The organism is Nocardia coffeae, from assembly GCF_019890715.1.
In the GTDB taxonomy this organism is placed as follows: Bacteria; Actinomycetota; Actinomycetes; order Mycobacteriales; family Mycobacteriaceae; genus Nocardia; species Nocardia jiangxiensis.
On record NZ_JAINZY010000004.1, the window covers coordinates 341131 to 359731 of the forward strand.

At 68.6% G+C, this 18601-nt stretch carries 1 protein-coding gene; it reads left to right on the forward strand.

From position 1 onward, the window contains the following. Positions 1 to 495: 495 nt before the first annotated feature. Positions 496 to 18555 carry a non-ribosomal peptide synthetase gene (locus tag K7711_RS18370; RefSeq protein ID WP_222970623.1) on the forward strand — a complete coding sequence of 6020 codons (18060 nt, stop codon included), beginning with the start codon at positions 496 to 498 and terminating at the stop codon, positions 18553 to 18555. The last annotated feature ends 46 nt before the right edge of the window (positions 18556 to 18601 follow it).

Consider the following 18601-nt stretch of genomic DNA (forward strand, 5'->3'; position numbering starts at 1 on the left):
GCCCGGTGGCTGCCGGCATTCGACGAAACTCTCTACGTCACGGTGAGGTTCAGACCTGAATGGTTTCACGCGGGTTTTCGTGCCCGCGATTCTCAGAGCGCATTTAGCTGCATCATAGCTGGTTTTGCCGTTCTGGGCGCAGTATGGGCGTTCATATAGCCATGCGACATCATGCAACGAGCGTCTCGGCTACATAGCAATTCTTTGGCCACATCCGAAAGGGAAGGGCGAACGACACCCTGCGTTTGTGACCTTGGTCCCTGGGGTTCTGGTCATGAATGGTCCGACGATGGAGGCATGACTGAACCGTCCGGGTTTCGGGGCTGTCGGCGTGAGTCGATGGAACGGGCGTCGACTGCGATGAGCCGTAGTACATGAGCGGGGAGATGTATCGCAGTTATCAAATTGCAAACATCTATCGCGTCGGCACGGGAATTGTTGCGGAAACATAACCCTCTCGTCGGTTGCGAAAATGGAAGATCAGTGGAGATCGATATGCCCCAATCGAACAATGGCATCGCCGGGGGACGGCTGTCCCCTGAAGTGCGTCCGCTGACCGCGGCGCAGCGGGGGATCTGGTTCGCCCAGCACCTCGCCGAGTCGTCACCGATATCCGTGGCCCAGTACGTCGAGATCGTCGGCGCGCTGGATGCCGACCTGCTCGCCGAGGCGTGCCGGACCGCCAGCCGTGAATTCGGGTCCGGCCACCTGCATCTGGTCGAGGTCGACGGTGAGCCACGCCAGTTCGTCGACGAGGAGCACGGCGCGCCGGTCACGGTCATGGACCTGCGCGGGCACGCCGACCCGGTCACCACGGCACGCCGGATGATGGTCGAAGAGTATTCCGCGCCACTGGACTTGCTGCACGACGACCTCATGGTCAGCGTGATCTATCACGTAGGTGAGGACCATTTCCTCTGGTATCAACGCGCGCACCACATTGCGCTCGACGGATTCGCCGCGGTGACCATGCTGCACCGGATCACCGAGCTGTACAACGCGTGGATCGCCGGCGAGCAGGCCCCGCCGTCGGCCGCGCGAGATCTGGGCGAAGTCGTCGAACAGGATCTCGCATACCGGGATTCGACGCGTTTCGAGAACGACCGCGACTATTGGACCGAACATCTGGCCGCCGCGCCGCCGGTGGTGAGCCTGGCCGATCGCGTGGACAAGCCCACCATCCATCCGGCCCTGATCAGCATGCCGCTGCCGGATCGCACCGCGCGTGCGCTGGACGAGGTCGTGGTCGAGCGGGGCACGAGCGTGACTCCGGTCATCGTCGCGGCCTTCGCGTCCTACCTCGCCCGGATGACCGGAAGCGACGAGGTGTTGCTGAGCCTGCCCGTTTCGGGGCGGCATTCCGCGGTACTGCGCCGTTCCGGCGGGATGGTGGCAAATGTGGTCCCGCTGCGCGTTCGCGTCGCCGGACGCACCGTCGGCGATGTGATCAACGGCACACAAAGTGAATTGACCAGTGCCCTCCGGCGGCAGCGCTACCGGCAGGAAGACATTTTCCACGATATGGGTATTGCGCGTGACGAAGCGGCATCCTTCGGACCGGCCGTGAATATCATGATGGTCGAGAACGAGGTTGTTCTGGGCAATACCACCGGCCGTCTCAATGTCCTCACCTCCGGCCCTACCGCCGATCTTTTCATCAATATCTATCCGGGTGCGGGACGGGACAGTACGCATATCGATTTCCAGGGCAATCCGAGCGCGTATACTCCGGCTGAACTCGCCGGTCACCACAAGCGGTTTCTCATGTTTCTGCAGGAGTTCCTCGCCGGGGGCGGTGAATATCCGGTCGACAAGCTCCCGCTGCTGGAAGGCGCGGAAAGGTCCGAACTGCTGCCCGTGCGGGGACCCGGCGGGGTCGCTACCCGGTTGCTGCCGGACATTCTGACCGAGAGTGCACGCCGAAATAACCGTGCGCCCGCGATCACCTCGACCGGTCGATCGATGACGTACGGCGAATTGGATGCGAAATCCTCCCAATTGGCCAGGCATCTGATCGCTCGGGGATGCGGGCCGGACACCGTCGTGGCGATCCTGCTGCGCCGCTCGGTCGAATCGGTCATGGCGACCTGGGCCGTCACGAAATGTGGAGCGGCGTTCGTGCAGCTCTCGCCGGACTATCCGGCGAAGCGGATCGCGCACATGGTCGCCGACAGCGGTGCGAACGTGGCGATCACCATCGACGCGCTCGCCGAGCGGCTCCCGGAGACGACTCGACTGGTGAAACTCGACGACCCCGCGACCGTCTTCGACTGCGACCAGGCCGCCGACGGCCCGATCTCCGACGCTGACCGGATTCGGCCGCTGCGGCTGTCCAATATCGCCTATCTGACCTACACCTCCGGCTCCACCGGCCTGCCGAAGGGCGTGCAGGTCACCCATGCCGGTCTGGCGAATCTCATCGCGGACCGCGCCGCAACCTACGGCGTCGACACCACCTCCCGGGTGTCCTATGCGCTCTCGCCCAGCTTCGACGCCTCGCTGGAGCAGTTCCTGACCTGTTTCGCCAACGGCTCCACCCTGGTGGTCGTGCCGCCCGACGTGACCGGCGGCGAGCCGCTCACGCAGTTGCTGGCCGACGAGCACGTGACCCACCTGACGCTGACGCCCACGATGTTGGCGACCGTGGACCCGAGTCAGGCCGCCGACCTGAAGGTCGTCGTGGTCGGTGGTGATGTGTGCGCACCGCATGTCATCGAGCGGTGGACCCGGTCGCTGTCGATGTACAACGAGTACGGGCCGACCGAGACGACCGTGACCGCCATCGGCGCCCTGCTGCGGGCCGATCGGTCCCACACCGTCGGCGGTCCCATCCGGGGCGTCTCGGCGATGGTCCTGGACCGGACGCTGCAACCGGTGCCCAAGGGCACCTCGGGCGAGCTGTATCTGGCCGGGCCGGGGCTGGCCCGGGGATACAGTCATCTGTTCGGGGAGACCGCCGCCCGGTTCGTCGCCGATCCGTACGGCCGCGTCGGCGAGCGGATGTATCGCACCGGCGATATCGCGCGCTGGAGCGGGGAAGGCTCGGAGATCGCGCTGGAACTGATGGGGCGCAGCGACTTTCAGGTCAAGATCCGGGGGTACCGGATCGAGCCGGGGGAGATCGACGACACCCTCACCACTCACGAGGATGTGGATCTGTCCGTCACGGTGCCGGTGCGCAACAACGTCGGCGCGACCGTGCTGGCATCGTATGTGGTCCCGGTCGACGGCCGCCGGCTCGATCCGCTCGACCTGCAGCGCTTCGCGCGCGAATCCCTTCCGCCGCATATGGTTCCGGCGGTGATCTGCCCGTTGGCGAGCCTGCCGACGAACGCATTCGGCAAACTGGATCGCAGGGCCCTGCCCGCACCCGAATTCGGGGCCGCGCCGGTCGGGCGCGCACCGGCCACTGTCCGGGAGAAGCTGCTGGCGGAGCTGTTCGCCGAGGTGCTCGGCGTGCCGCGAGTCGGGGCGGACGACAGCTTCTTCGCGCTGGGCGGTGACAGCATTCTGTCGATCCGGCTGGTGGCGCGGGCCAAGTCCCTGGGCGTGGCCTTCTCCACTCAGGACGTGTTCGCGCACAAGACCGTTGCGGGCCTGGCGGCCATCGCGACCGAGGCATCCGATACCCCCGAACTGGCGGAGTTTCCCGGCCGCGGCGTGGGGGCGATACCGCTGTCCCCGATCATGCGCGCCATGGTCGCGCGCGGACATTACGACCGGTTCGCGCAGGCCGCACTCGTGCAACTGCCCGACGGGGTCGATCGCTCGGGACTCGTGCGCGCACTGCGGGTTCTGCTGGATCGCCACGACATGCTGCGCGCGGTGCTGCGCGGCGCGCAGTCGGTCGACGGGTTCGTCCGGGTACTCGACCGGGGTGCGGTCGACGCGGACGGCGCGCTCACGCAGGTCCGGCTCGAACACCGCGACGACGCCGAGATCGACCGGCATCTGCAACGGGCGGCCGATCGCCTGAATCCGGCCGATGGTGTTCTCGTGCAGGCGGTCTGGATGCAGGACGACGATTCCCGGCCCGACCTGATGTGGCTGGTGATCCATCACCTCGCGGTCGACGCGGTGTCCTGGCGCATTCTGCTGGCCGACCTCGCGCAGGCCTGGTCGCAGGCCGACGACGACGAATCGCATCTCGGCCCGGCCACCACATCGTTCCGCCGATGGGTGCACGGTCTGGTCGAGCAGGCGCCGGCCCGGCGCTCGGCCGAGCTGGACATGTGGAAAGACGTTCTCGGACAGGGCGATCGGCTACTCGGGTCGCGTGCGCTGGAGCCGGGTCGTGACGTCGGTGCTTCGGCGGACCGGGTACATCAGCGGATCCCGGCGGAGATCGCCGACGCCGTGCTCACCACCATTCCGCAACGTTTCCACTGCAACGCCAACGATCCGCTGCTGACGGCGTTGCTCCTGGCACTGGGCGTGTGGCGACGTCGGCACGGCAGAACGGTCCCGGACGAGCTGATCTCGCTCGAGGGACACGGCCGCGAGGAGCGCGCCGTGCCCGGCGCGGATCTCGCCGCGACGGTGGGCTGGTTCACCACCCGCTACCCGCTCCGGATCGGACTGGCCGATATCGACCTCGACGACGCGCTCGCAGGCGGCGCGGCCGCGGGGCTGGCGTTGCAGCAGGTGAAGGAGCAGCTGCGAGCGGTGCCGGACAACGGCATCGGCTTCGACATGCTGCGCTATCTGGATACCCGGGGCAGCGCCGAACTCGCGGGCCTGCCCGAACCACAGATCAGCTTCAACTACCTCGGTCGGGTGGGTACCGCCGAACTTTCCGGGCCTTGGACGCCGACCACCGAATTCACCGCACTGACCGGGACGAGCGATCCGGCGATGACGTTGCCGGCGGTACTGGACGTCAACGCGATCGCCGAGACGGGACCCGACGGCCTGCATCTCGATGCGACCTGGGATTTCGCCTCGCGAATTCTGCGGGACGACGAGGTCGCCGAAATCGCCGGGCTGTGGACGAAGGCGCTGAGCGGACTTGCCGAGCACGCGCGGTCCGATACCGCGCCGGTTTTCACGCCGTCGGACTTCCCGCTCGTCGAGGTGTCCCAGGACGATATCGACGGCTGGGTGCGCGAATACCCGTCGATGACCGACGTGTGGCCGCTGACGGCGTTGCAGTCCGGGCTGCTGTTCCACGCGGTCTATGCCGACGACGACGTCGACGGCTATATCGTGCAGGCGGCGCTGACGTTCACCGGTGCGGTGGACGGTGAGCGGATGCAGCGGGCCGCACAGCTGCTCGTCGACCGCCACGACAGTCTGCGGACCGCCTTCGTCGAAAGTGCCGAGGGGCCACGTCAGATCGTCACGCGCGACGCCTCGGTCGAATGGCATGCCACGAGCGTCGCGGAGATCGCCGACGCCGGTGAGCGCGCCGCCGCGTTCGATCGCCTGGCGACCGCGCAGGCCGCCGCGTTCGATCCGGCCCGCCCGCCGCTGATGCGTTTCCACCTCGTGCACACCGGAGCGGATGCGTATCGGCTGATCGTCACGAATCACCACCTGGTGCTGGACGGCTGGTCGATGCCCCTGCTGATCCAGGAACTGCTCGCGTTGTACGTATCGGATTGCGACACTGCCGAACTCGCGCCTCCGCGGTCGTATCGGGAGTATCTGCGCTGGCTGGGGGAGCGCGATCACGAGGCCACCGTGGCCGCGTGGCGGGACACGCTCGCCGGGATCGACAGCCCGACGCGGGTCACCACCGCTGCGGATCCGGCCGCGACCGTGCGCAACGGCGAGGTCACCCTGGATCTGGCTGTCGCGACCAGCGCCGCGATCGCGGACCTGGGCCGTTCGCACGGCGTCACGGCCAATACGTCGCTGCAGGTGGCGTGGGCGCTGTTGGTCGCGGCCCTGACCGGCCGGTCCGACGTGGTGTTCGGCAATACCGTCTCCCAGCGTCCGCCGGAGATCCCGGATGTGGAGCGCATGGTCGGTCTGCTGGTGAACACGCTGCCGGTGCGCGTGCGGCTCGATCCGGGCGAAACGGTCGCCGATCTGCTCGTTCGGGTGCAATCCGAACAGGCCGCCATGGTGGAACATCGGCACATCGGCCTGGCGGAGCTGCAGCGGGTCACCGCCATCGCGGACATGTTCGACACCGCGACGGTGCTCGAGTCCTACCCGGTCGACCAGGAACTGCTGACGCGCAACCTCGGTGACGCGGGTCTGCGTCTGATCGACATCGACGCCCACGACGCCACGCCGTATCCGCTGAGTCTGCAGGTGACCCCGCCGAGGTCGGGTCGGGCGGGCGATTCGGCCGACGGCGCGTCCGGGACCTACACGGTGGCACTGAAATTCGCCCTCGACCGGTTCGATCCGGACCGCGCGAAGGTGCTGCTCGAACGATTCGAGTCGCTGCTCACCCAGATCGTCACCGATCCGGCGCGGAAGGTGGCCGCGGTCACTTCCTCTGCGGATGCCGAACGCGCGGAACTGATCTCGGTGCACGGTGCCGAGCCGGTCGCCGACACCGTACTGCGCGAGATCCTGTGGGGAACCGCGCGACGGTATCCGGATGCGGTCGCCGTCCGATCCGGGGCGACCACCTGGACCTATGCGGAACTCGCGCAGCGCGCCGAGGCGGTGGCACAGCTGCTGACCGAGGGCGGTGCCGGTGCCGAATCAATTGTCGCACTGGCTATTCCGCGCTCGGCCGAACTGATCGTCGCGATCTGGGCGGCGGCCCGGACCGGCGCCGCCTTCCTCCCGCTGGATCCCGACAACCCCACCGCGCGCACCGCGGAACTGCTGTCCGACACCCGAACCCGGATGGGCCTGACGACACGTGCTGTGGCACAGACTCTTCCGGACACCGTGGAGTGGCTGGTACTGGACGCCGAGGCCGAGTCGATCCGTGCTTCCGGCACGGCCGTGCCCACGGGCGAGCTGTCGCCCGACAACGCCGCGTACGTGATCTACACGTCCGGATCGACCGGTAAACCCAAGGCCGTGCATCTCGCTCATCGGGGTCTGGCCGATCTGGTCGCGGCGCAGGCCGAGGCGTTCGGCGTAGGACCCGACGCGGCGGTGCTGCAGGTCGCGTCGCCGGGATTCGATGCCTGTGTGTCGGAGTTGCTGATGGCACACGGCAGTGGCGCATGTCTGGTGGTCGCGCCGCCGGAGGTGTACGGCGGCGTCGATCTCGAGGAATTGATTCGGGCGCAACGGATTACCCACGCGATCATCACCCCGTCGGTGCTGAACACCATGGATCCGTCCCGGATCCCGTCGCTGCGGACACTCGCGGTCGTCGGCGAGGCGACCGGGCCCGACACCGTGAATCGGTGGGCCCCCGGGCGGCTGCTGATGAATCACTACGGACCCACCGAGAGCACGATCTGGGCGACCGGTTCGGATGCCCTGCTGCCCGGTGATCAGGTGACGATCGGCGGTCCGATCCACGGCGTGCGCGCGCTGGTTCTCGACATGTGGCTGCGGCCGGTGCCGATGGGTGTCGCCGGCGAGCTCTACCTGGGCGGACCGGGTCTGGCGCGCGGGTACGTCGATCGACCCGACGTGACCGCCTCGCGATTCGTCGCGGATCCGCGATCGGCCACCGGTGAGCGGATCTACCGCACGGGTGACTCGGTGCGGTGGGTGCGCGGTCGCACCGGTCCGGCCCTGGAATACCTGGGTCGCTCCGATCAGCAGGTCAAGATTCACGGTCTGCGGATCGAGCCCGGGGAGATCGACGCCCGTGTGGCCGGCTACCCGGATGTGGCGAGCGTCGCCACGGTCGTGGTGGAAGGACCTGCGGGAGAACCGATTCTGGTGTGCTACGTCGTCTCCGCGTCGCCTGCCGGGGTGGACCTACCGGCGCTGACCGATGAGCTCGCGCGCACGCTGCCCCGGTACATGAATCCCGCGGCGATCGTGCAACTCGATCGGATGCCGCGCACGCCGACCGGAAAGATCGACCGGAAAGCGTTGCAGCAGCGTGCCTTCGGTCCCGAGGCGATGGGTGGCAGGCCGCCGTCCACACCGCAGGAGCGCATCGTGGCGAAACTCTTCGCCGACGTGCTCCACCTCGACACGGTGTCCGCGGACAGCAACTTCTTCGCCCTCGGCGGGGACAGCATCGTGTCGATGCGGATGGTGGCGCTGGCCAGATCCGCCGGGCTGAATCTCACCCCGCGAGATGTGTTCGAGGCCAAGACGGTTGCGGCCCTCGCGGCACTGGCGGGTGGCGCGCAGGCTCCCCGGGAATCCGACGGCGCTGCGCTCGTCGAACTCGACCAACGGGACATCGATCGGCTCGAGCGGCGGTACAGCGGTCTGGCCGACATCTGGCCGCTGTCGCCGATGCAGTCCGGCGTGCACTTCCACTCGACGTACGATCCGGACGCCGGGGACGACTACACGGTTCAGACGGCGATCGATTTCTCCGGCGAGGTCGACGCCGACCGCCTGCGCCGCGCCGCGCAGGCCGTGGTCGACCGGCACGACATCCTGCGGGCCGCCTTCGTGGAGACCTCGGCCGGGCCGTGCCAGATCGTGCTGGACCATGCCGAGATCCCGTTCCGGGACATCGATCTCACCGACGACGACGATGCGGCGTCGCCGGAGTGCATCGCCGCGGCGGATGCGGCGGCGGGGTTCGACCTGTCGGCTCCTCCGCTCGTCCGATTCACCCTGATCCGGTTGGCCCCGGGATCATTCCGGCTGCTGGTCACGAATCACCACGTGATCCTGGACGGCTGGTCGATGCCGCTGCTGATGCGAGAACTGCTGGACTACTACGGATCTCCCGCGCACATCGGCGCCGCCGGACCCGCGCCGTCCTATCGTGACTATCTGGCCTGGCTGCGCCGGCAGGACAGCTCTGTCGCCAAAGCGGCCTGGGCACAGGCATTCTCCGATGTCGACTCGCCGACCAGGGTTTCGCGTGGATCCGGCACGACGGGTTCGGTCTCCGCCGGGGAGGTCGAGGCCGAGCTGACGGCGGATCGTTTCGAGGAGCTCCGCGTGGCGGCAGCGGATGCGGCGGTTACGGTCAACACCGTCGTCTCCGCGGCCTGGGCACTGAACCTGCGCATGCTGACCGGTGAGACCGATGTGATCTTCGGCGCCTCGGTGTCCGGCCGGCCCGCGGAGCTGCCGCAGGTCGAGCAGACGCTCGGCATGTTCCTCAATACGATTCCGGTGCGCGTGCGGTTCGAACCCGCGATGACGGTGCGCGAGTTGCTGACCGGCATCCAGGCGGGGCACGCGCGCATGCTGGACCACCACCACATCGGCCTGCCCGAGATCCACCGCAGCGTCGGTATGACCGAGTTGTTCGACACCGCGATCACGTTCCAGTCCTTCCCGGTCGACCGGACCGCACTGCAACAGCTGGTCGACGCGGCCGGTCTGCGGGTGGACGAACTCACCGGCGTGGACGCGACGCCGTACCCGCTGAGCCTGGTCGTGGAACCGGTCCCGGACGAGCAGGGTGAGGCGCGCGGACTGCGGATCGTCCTGCGATTCCACGACCGGGAATTCGACACCGCCTCGGCGCGGCGCATTCTCGACCGTACGGTCGCGCTGTTGTGCCGGCTCGCGGCGAACGCGTCGGTGCGACTCGGTGAACTGTCGCTGGACGAGGAACCGTCACCGGCGCGGCCGATAGTGGATGCGGAACACGAGATTCCGGGCACGCTGGATCGGATTCTGGCCGACGCCGTCGCGGACGACCCCGATGCGGTCGCGATGCGATACGGCGGGGTCGCCACGACCTATCGCCGGCTCGACGAACTGTCCACCCGGCTGGCTCGAATCCTGCTGCGGCACGGGGCGCGTCGGGGGCGGATCGTCGCCGTCGTGCTGTCCAGGTCGCCCGCGGCCGTGGTCAGCCTGTGGGCGGTGGCGAAGACCGGTGCGGCATTCCTGCCGATCGATCCGACCCTGCCCGTGGAGCGGATCGATTTCCTGCTGGCGGATTCGACGGTGACGCTCGGGGTGACCGACGAGGTCGGCCGGACCTCGCTGCCGCACGGCGTCGACTGGCTGATCCTGGATCAGGAGCAGCCGTTCGGTGACCGGGTCGCGGCCGCCGGTCCGATCACCGATGCCGAACGCGGCGAACCGATTCGGCCGGATCAGCTCGCCTGGGTGAGCTACACCTCCGGCTCGACCGGAACCCCCAAGGGCGTCCTGGTCACCCATCGCGGACTGGCCGATCTCGTTGCCGCGCAACGGCGAATACTGCACGTCGGCCCGAGGTCGGTGGTGCTGCAGGTCGCCTCGCCGAGCTTCGACGCCTCGATCTTCGAACTGTTGCTGGCGCACGGCTCGGGCGGTCGGCTGGTCGTCTCGCCGGCGGATGTGTACGCCGGTCCCGCACTGGCGGAACTGCTGGCGCGCGAACATGTTTCGCACGCGGTCGTGACGCCCTCGGCGCTGGCGACCGTACCGCCCGACGGCCTGGACGCACTGTGTGTGCTGGCGACGGCCGGTGAACCGGTCGGGCCGGATCTGGTCGAGCGGTGGGCGCCGTATCGCACCATGGTCAATCTGTACGGCCCCAGCGAGAGCACCATCTGGGCGACCGCCAGCGACCGGTTGGTTCCCGGCGCTCCGATCACGATCGGCAAGCCGGTCGGGCCCGTCGCGGCACTGGTGCTGGACACCTGGCTGCGGCCCGTGCCGCACGGTGTGGCGGGCGAGCTGTATCTGTTCGGCGCGGGACTGGCCGACGGGTACGTCGGCAGGACCGGGTTGAGTTCGGGACGGTTCGTCGCCTGCTCGTTCGGCGCGGCGGGGCAGCAGATGTACCGCACCGGCGACATGGTCCGGCGCACCGCCGATGGCCAGCTGGAGTTCCTGGGGCGCAACGACTTCCAGGTCAAGGTGCGCGGCACCCGGGTCGAGCCGGGGGAGATCGACGCGGTGCTGGGCGCGCGCGCGGACGTGGCGTACGCGGTCACGGTGCCGCGCAGCGACGGCGGGCGACCGGTGGCGCTGGTGTCCTATGTCGTGCCCGCGGCCGGGACGCGGATCTCGGGTCATGAGTTGCGCGCGGCACTGACCGACGCGCTGCCCCCGTACCTGGTGCCCTCCGCGGTGCTGGTGCTGGACGAGGTGCCGCTGACCGCCAACGGGAAGCTGGATCGTGACCGGCTGCCCGAACCGGTCACCGCCGCAACGCAATTCCGCGCACCCGCCGCGGGGACCGAGGAACTGATCGCGCAGACGTTCGAGCAGGTGCTCGACGTCGAGCGAGTGGGCGCGGACGACGACTTCTTCGCACTGGGCGGCGATTCGCTCAGCGCGGCGACCGTCGTGGCGCGCATCGGTTCGGCGCTGGATGTGCGCGTGCCGGTGCGGCTGGTGTTCGAGGCGCCGACCGTCGGCGGATTGGCCGTGCTCGCGGCGACTCTCGGCGGAGCCGGACGGCTGCCGCTGGTGGCCGAGGAACGCCCCGATCCGGTGCCGCTGTCGCTGGCGCAGCAGCGGATGTGGTTCCTGAACCGGTTCGAGCCGGATTCGGCGGCCTACAACATCCCGGTGATGCTGCGGCTGTCGGGAGAACTGGACGTCGCGGCGCTGGCGGATGCCCTCGGCGACGTGATGACCCGGCACGAGGTGCTGCGGACGATCTATCCGGAATCCTCCGGTGAGCCGCGACAGGTCGTACTCGACGAGCCCGCGGTGCCGGTGGAGCGGATGCGCGTCCCGGACGATGCGGTCGCCGAGACGGTCGGTGAGTTCGTGCGGCGCGGATTCGATGTGACCGCGCGGGTGCCGATGCGCGTCGGACTGTTCGAACTGGACGCCGAGAAGGACAGTGGCACAGCGCAATTCCTGCTGGTGCTGGTGGTGCACCATATCGCCGGGGACGGCCAGTCGATGGGCCCGCTGGCACGTGATGTGATGGCGGCCTACGCCGCCCGCCTGGCCGGGCGCGCCCCGCAGTGGGAGCCGCTGGCCGTGCAGTACGCCGATTTCGCCTGGTGGCAGCGCCGAATGCTGGGCACCGCGGACGATCCGGCCTCGCTGATGTCCGAACAGCTGGAATTCTGGCGCTCGGCGCTCGCGGGCGCACCCGACCGGCTCGATCTGCCCGCCGATCGGCCGCGTCCGGCCGTGGCCTCGCTGTCGGGTGGCCGGGTGCCGGTGCGCATCGATGCGAAGGTGCACGGGCGGCTGCTCGAGCTGGCCCGCGCGCACGGGACGTCGCTGTTCATGGTCGTGCACGCGGCCTTGGCCACGGTGCTCGGTCGCCTGGGCGGCAGCGAGGACATCGTGATCGGCACCCCGATCGCGGGACGTGGCGAACCCGGTCTGGACGATCTGGTCGGCATGTTCGTCAATACCCTCGCCCTGCGGACCCGGGTCGATATCGGCGAGCCGTTCACCGAGTTGCTGATGCGCGCCCGGGAGACGGATCTGCGGGCGTTCGATCATGCGGACGTGCCGTTCGAGCGCGTCGTGGAGGAGCTGAATCCGGAGCGGTCCCCGGCTCGTCATCCGCTGTTCCAGGTGGTCCTGGCCTTCCAGAACATGTCGACGATGGATGTCACGCTGCCCGGTGTGCGGATTTCCCGGGCCGAGGTCGACACCGGCGCGAGCCAATTCGACCTGCAGCTGATCCTGTCCGAGGACGCCGGTGAAGTCGGTGCGGCACAGGGCATTTCCGGCATGATGAGCTATGCGCGGGATATGTTCGACGAGGCGACCGCGGCGGGATTCGTCGCACGTCTGATGCGGGTGCTGGAGGCGGTCACCACCGATCCGGACGTCCGGGTCGGCGATATCGAATGGCTGGACGCCGAGGAACGTTCGATGCTCACCTCGCAGGTGGGCGCGCGCGTCGCGGCGCGGCAACGGCCACCCGAACTGCTGCCGGATCTGTTCGCCGCGGCCGTGCGGGAGAACGGCGACGGTATCGCCCTCGTCTCGGGAACCACCACGTTGACGTACACCGAACTCGACGAACGCGCGAACCGGCTGGCCAGGCTGCTGATCGCTCGTGGTGCGGGCCCGGAGAGCCCGGTGCTGGTCGCGGTGCCGCGATCGATCGAATCGGTGGTGTCCTGGTGGGCGGTGGTCGCGACCGGTGCGGTGTACGTGCCGGTGGACCCCGCCTACCCTGCCGGGCGAATCGCCCAGATGGTCTCGGATTCCGGTGCGGCACTCGGGGTTACGGTGCCCTCGGCGCGTGCGGCGATGCCCGATTCGGTGGACTGGATCGACCTCGGCGACGCGCAGGTCGCCGCCCGGATCGACGCGTCGGCGAGCGGCCGGATCGGTGACGACGAACGTCGCGGTCCGCTGCGCGCGACGAACACCGCGTACGTGGTCTTCACCTCCGGATCCACCGGTGTGCCCAAGGGCGTCTCGGTAACACATTCGGGCACGGCGGATTTCGTCTCTTCGCTGGGTGGCGCCCCGAAACGGCGGCACACGTCCCGGGTGCTGCACTTCGCCTCGCCGTCGTTCGATGCTTCGCTGCTGGAGATCCTGCTGGCGGTCGGCCGGGCCGGTGCGCTCATCGTGGCTCCGACACAGATGTACGGCGGTGAGGAACTGGCGGAGCTGCTGCGGTCGCAACGGGTCACGGATGCGTTCTTGACCCCGGCCGCGCTCGCCTCGGTGGATCCGGCGGGCATGGACGATCTGGCCCTGGTCATGTCCGGTGGCGACGAGGTCCCGGCGGATCTGGTGAACCGTTGGGCGGAAACCGATCTCGCCGGTGTCCGCCAGTTCCGGGTGCTCTACGGCCCGACCGAGACCACGATGGTCACCACGTCGACCAACGGGCTGCGCCCGGGGCAGCGTCCGACGATCGGCGGCCCGCTCGCCGGTGTGCAGACACTGGTTCTGGACGCCCGGCTGCGGCCGGCGCCGGTCGGGGTGGCCGGCGAGCTGTATCTCGCGGGCCCGGCGCTGGCGCGCGGATACCTGAACCGGGCGGCGACGAGTGCGGCGCGATTCGTGGCGAACCCGTTCGCCGAGCCGGGACATCGCATGTACCGTACCGGCGACGTGGTGCGCCGGAACTCCGACGGTGATCTGGAGTTCTTGGGCCGCAACGACTTCCAGGTGAAGATCCGTGGCTACCGGGTCGAGCTGGGTGAGATCGACGCGGTGCTGCGGGAGCGCGCGGACGTGGCGTACGCGGTGACCCTGTCCCGCGGTGCGGGTGTCGGTCCGGCGATGCTGGTGTCCTATGTGGTGCCCGAACCCGGGTCGAGCATCTCGGCCGAACAGCTGCGTGCTGGGCTGTCCGAGGCGCTGCCGTCCTACCTGGTGCCTGCCGCGGTGATGATCATCGACCGGATTCCGTTGTCGCCCAACGGGAAGATCGATCGCGCGGCCCTGCCCGAACCCGTGGTCCAGGCCAAGCGGTTCCGGGCTCCGGCCTCGGTGGTCGAGGAAGTGGTCGCGGGGGTGTTCGCCGACGTGCTGGGTATCGGCGGTCCGGTGGGAGCCGACGACGACTTCTTCGATCTGGGCGGCAACAGCCTGGTCGCCACCCGGGTCGCCGCGCGGATCGGCGCGGCTCTGGATGCGACCATTCCGGTGGCGATGATCTTCGAGGCGCCGACCGTCGCACGGCTGGCCGCGCGTGCGGAATCGCATGCCGACACCGGCCGGGTGGCGTTGACCGCACAGCAGCGGCCGCGGCGAATTCCGCTGTCGTACGCACAGCAGCGGATGTGGTTCCTGAACCGGCTCGAACCGGACTCGGCGGCCTACAGCATTCCGATCGCGCTGCGGCTGTCGGGACGGCTCGATCTCGACGCGTTGCGCGCGGCCATCGAGGACGTGCTGAACCGGCACGAGGTGCTGCGGACGGTGTACCCGTACTCGGAGGGCGAGCCGTCCCAGGTCGTCCTTCCGGTCGCGGCGGCCATCTCGCCGATCACCGTGGTCTCGATCGCGGAATCCGAACTGGCCGAATCGTTGTCGGCGTTCGCCGGAGCGGTGTTCGATGTGACGATCGAGACGCCGGTGCGGGCCAGGCTGTTCGAACTGGGGCAGGACGAATCGGTGCTGGCGATCGTGGTGCACCACATCTGCTGTGACGGGTCCTCGCTGGTTCCGCTGGCGCGGGACATGATGACCGCGTACACCGCGCGCACGCGTAGCGAAGCGCCGAACTGGTCGCCGCTGCCGGTTCAGTACGCCGACTACTCGATCTGGCAGAAGGCGGTGCTGGGCTCGGAAGACGATCCCGAGTCGCTGCTGCGCGCCCAGATCGACGAGTGGACAACCGAATTGGCGGAGTTGCCGGCGCTGCTGGAACTGCCGACCGACCGGCCGCGTCCGCCCGTGCAGACCTATGCGGGCGCGAGTGTGCCGTTCACCGTGTCCGCCGATCTGCACGCGAGGCTGCAGGCCGTGGCGCGAACGCACAACACGACGCTGTTCATGGTCCTGCATGCCGCGCTCGCGGCCACGCTGGGCCGACTGGCCGACGCCGACGACGTCGCGATCGGCACCCCGTACGCGGGCCGCGGCGAACCCGAGCTCGACGATCTGGTCGGCATGTTCGTCAACACCCTGGTGCTGCGCACGCGGCTGAACCCGGCGATGACGTTCACCGAATTGCTCGAACACGTGCGGGAGACCGATCTGGCCGCGTTCGGCCGCGCCGACGTTCCGTTCGAGCGGCTGGTGCAGGTGCTGAACCCGGTGCGCTCGCACGCCCACCACCCGCTGTTCCAGGTGATGCTGGCCTTCCAGAACCTCGCCGCCGCCGAGTTCGAACTGCCGGGTCTGTCGGCGTCGACCCTGACGACCGACACCGATATCGCCCTGTTCGACCTGCAGATCACGGTGTCGGACTCCTACGGCCCCAACGGCGCGCCGGCGGGGATCGACGGTGCGGTGACGTACGCGACCGACCTGTTCGACGCCGCCACGGTGACCGCGACGGTGAATCGCCTGCTACGGGTGCTCGACGCCGCGGCGGCGGATCCCGCGCGGCCGGTGTACGAGGTGGATCTGCTCGACGCGCAGGAGCGGGAAGCCGTTCTGACGGGCTGGAATTCGACGGAAGTGGCACTTCCGGCCGACGACACGCTCGCCTCGGTCCTCGCCGAATCGGCACGCAGGCATGCGGATCGGACCGCGGTGATCAGTGGCGAGCAGTCGCTGACGTACGCGGAGTTCGCCGCGCGGGTGAACCGGCTGGCGCGTTGGCTGATCTCGCGCGGCGTGGGTCCGGAGTCGTTGGTGGCGTTGCGAATGCGGCGTTCGCTGGACCAGGTCACCGCCGTGCACGCGGTACAGGCCGCCGGTGGCGGGTACGTGCCGGTCGATCCGGACCTGCCGGACGAGCGCATCGCGTACATGCTCTCGACCGCCGCGCCCGTGCTGGAGCTGTCCACCCTCGACGGGCTGGAGCTGTCCGGATTCGACGAGGCGCCGGTCACCGACGCCGATCGGATCGCCCCGGTGCGGCCGCACAACATCGCCTACGTGCTGTTCACCTCGGGATCGACCGGACGCCCGAAAGGTGTTGCGGTATCGCAGGGTTCGACGATGAACCAGTTGCGGTGGCTGTGTGCGGCCTACGAGCTGACACCGGCGGACGTGGTGCTGCACAAGACGCCGATGACGTTCGACGTGTCGGTCTGGGAGCTGTTCGCGACGCCCATGGTCGGTGCGCGGATGGTCATCGCGCGGCCAGACGGGCATGGCGATCCGGCGTACCTCGCCGAAACCATTGCTGCTCAACAGGTTACGGTAACCTCCTTCGTCCCGTCGATGCTGGCGGTGTTCGCGGACGCGGCGCCGGCACAGCCGCTGGGGTCGCTGCGGGCGATTCTCGTGGGCGGTGAGGCATTCGGCTCGGAGATGGTGGCCGCGGTGCGGCGGATCCTGCCCGAGACCGAGTTGGACAATCTGTACGGCCCGACCGAAACCACCGTCCACGCGACCTGCCATCGGGTGACCGAAGCCGACGAAGGAAGCATGCCGACGGGCAGGCCGGTGTGGAACACCCGGGCCTACATCCTGGACTCGCGGCTGCGTCCCGTGCCGCCCGGCGTCGCCGGCGATCTGTACCTGTCGGGAGCTCAGGTCGCCCGCGGCTACCAGTCGCGTCCGGGCCTGACCGCGGAACGGTTCATCCCCGACCTGTTCGACGCGGGGCAGCGGATGTACCGCACCGGCGACGTGGTGCGCTGGCGTCACGACGGCGAACTGGAATACCTGGGCCGCGCCGATTTCCAGGTGAAGCTGCGCGGCCTGCGCATCGAACTCGGTGAGATCGAGACGGTGCTCGCCGAGTACCCCGGCGTGGCACGGGCGATCGCGGCGGTGCGTTCCAATGGCAGCGGGGCTCAGCTCGTCGGGTATCTCGTGCCCGCCGCGGGTTCCACCATCGACACCGCAGCGGTGCTGGCGCACGCGGCGAGCGAACTGCCCAACTATATGGTGCCCGCCACGCTGACGATGCTGGACACGGTGCCACTCACCGTGTCGGGCAAGCTGGACCGCTCGCGACTACCGGATCCGGTGCTCGCGGCCGGGGATTTCCGGGAGCCCGCGTCGTGGCTGGAAGGTGTGGTTGCCCGGATCTTCGGGCAGGTGCTCGAAGTCGACCGGGTGGGCGTCGACGACGACTTCTACGCCATGGGCGGTAACTCGCTGCGGTCGGTGCAGGTGGTGACCGAGCTGAAGAAGGAACTCGACTACGAGTTCCCGATCAGCTGGATGCTGTCGGACCCCACCCCGGCCGATCTGGCCCGGCGGATCGAATCCGCGATGCGCTCGGGTCAGGCCGCGGCCGCAGGCACCTCGGGATTCGATGTGCTGCTGCCGATCCGGACCACCGGTACGCGACCGCCGCTGTTCTGCATCCACCCCGCCTCCGGCCTGTCGTGGTGCTATCACACGCTCGGCGAACACCTCTCCGCCGGTCGGCCGATCTACGGCATCCAGGCGCCGCAGATCGGTGGCGAACTCCCCGGTCCGAGGTCGATCGAGGACATCGCCCGGCGCTACGTCGAGGAGATCCGAGCGATCCAGCCGCACGGTCCCTACCATCTGCTGGGCTGGTCGCTGGGTGGTCTGATCGCCCACGCCATCGCCGCGGAGATGCGCGCGGCCGGTGAACAGATCGCGCTGCTGGCGGTGCTGGACGCCGAGGCGGACGGTATCGATGAGGAATCGGTCTCGGATGTCATGGCCGGAGAACTGATCAGCAACCTCGGTCCGGTTCTGGGCATCGATTTCGTGCGGCCCGATGCGACCGCGGAAGAGGCCGCGGAGCTGATCCGTACGCATCTGGGTGACGGGGTGGGCATCGACGCGGCGATGATCGAACGCCTCACCGACGCCTACAACCTGTCGATACGGGCCGCGGGCGCTTGGCAACCGCCGGTCGTGGACAGCGACATGCTCTACTTCACCGCGACGCGGGACCGCCGGCCCGACGTGGCAGGTCATCGGGGATGGGAGCCGCTGATCACCGGAAATATCGCGAACGTCGACATCGATGCCACCCACCTGGCGATGACCGAACCGGGTGCGATCGCGCAGGTCGCTCGCGTCCTCAACGCGCGATTGGATCAGTGAGGCACAGGATCGTCGGCATGAACAGGCCGATCCGACACGCGTGTGA